The 268-nt window shown below is 75.7% G+C and carries 1 protein-coding gene; it reads left to right on the plus strand.

Features of this window, described 5'->3' with window-relative positions; translation table 11 throughout:
- A partial coding sequence (locus IF89_RS40185; protein WP_043195163.1) for a hypothetical protein occupies positions 1–268 on the plus strand: 268 nt, incomplete at both ends.

Raw genomic sequence — 268 nt, forward strand, 5'->3', positions numbered from 1 at the left:
GACGGCCCTGGAGTACGGGCGGCCGCTGGCCGGACACGGCCCCGTCATCACCCGCGTCGCCTCCCCCCTCGGCGCCGTCACCGAGATCGCCTACGAGGAGATCCCCGGCTCGCCCGTCCCGGCGCTGGCCGCGACCCGCCTGCGCACCCTCGACGACAAGGGCGAACTGGCCGCGCCCGAGCAGCGGTTCTCCCCCGCAGTGGAGGAGGGCCGCGCCTATACCGGGGCGGGAGGCGGCTTCGCGGGTGAGGACGATGTCTTCGACGGG

The sequence above is a fragment of the Streptomyces sp. NRRL F-2664 genome, assembly GCF_000719345.1.
In the GTDB taxonomy this organism is placed as follows: Bacteria; Actinomycetota; Actinomycetes; order Streptomycetales; family Streptomycetaceae; genus Streptomyces.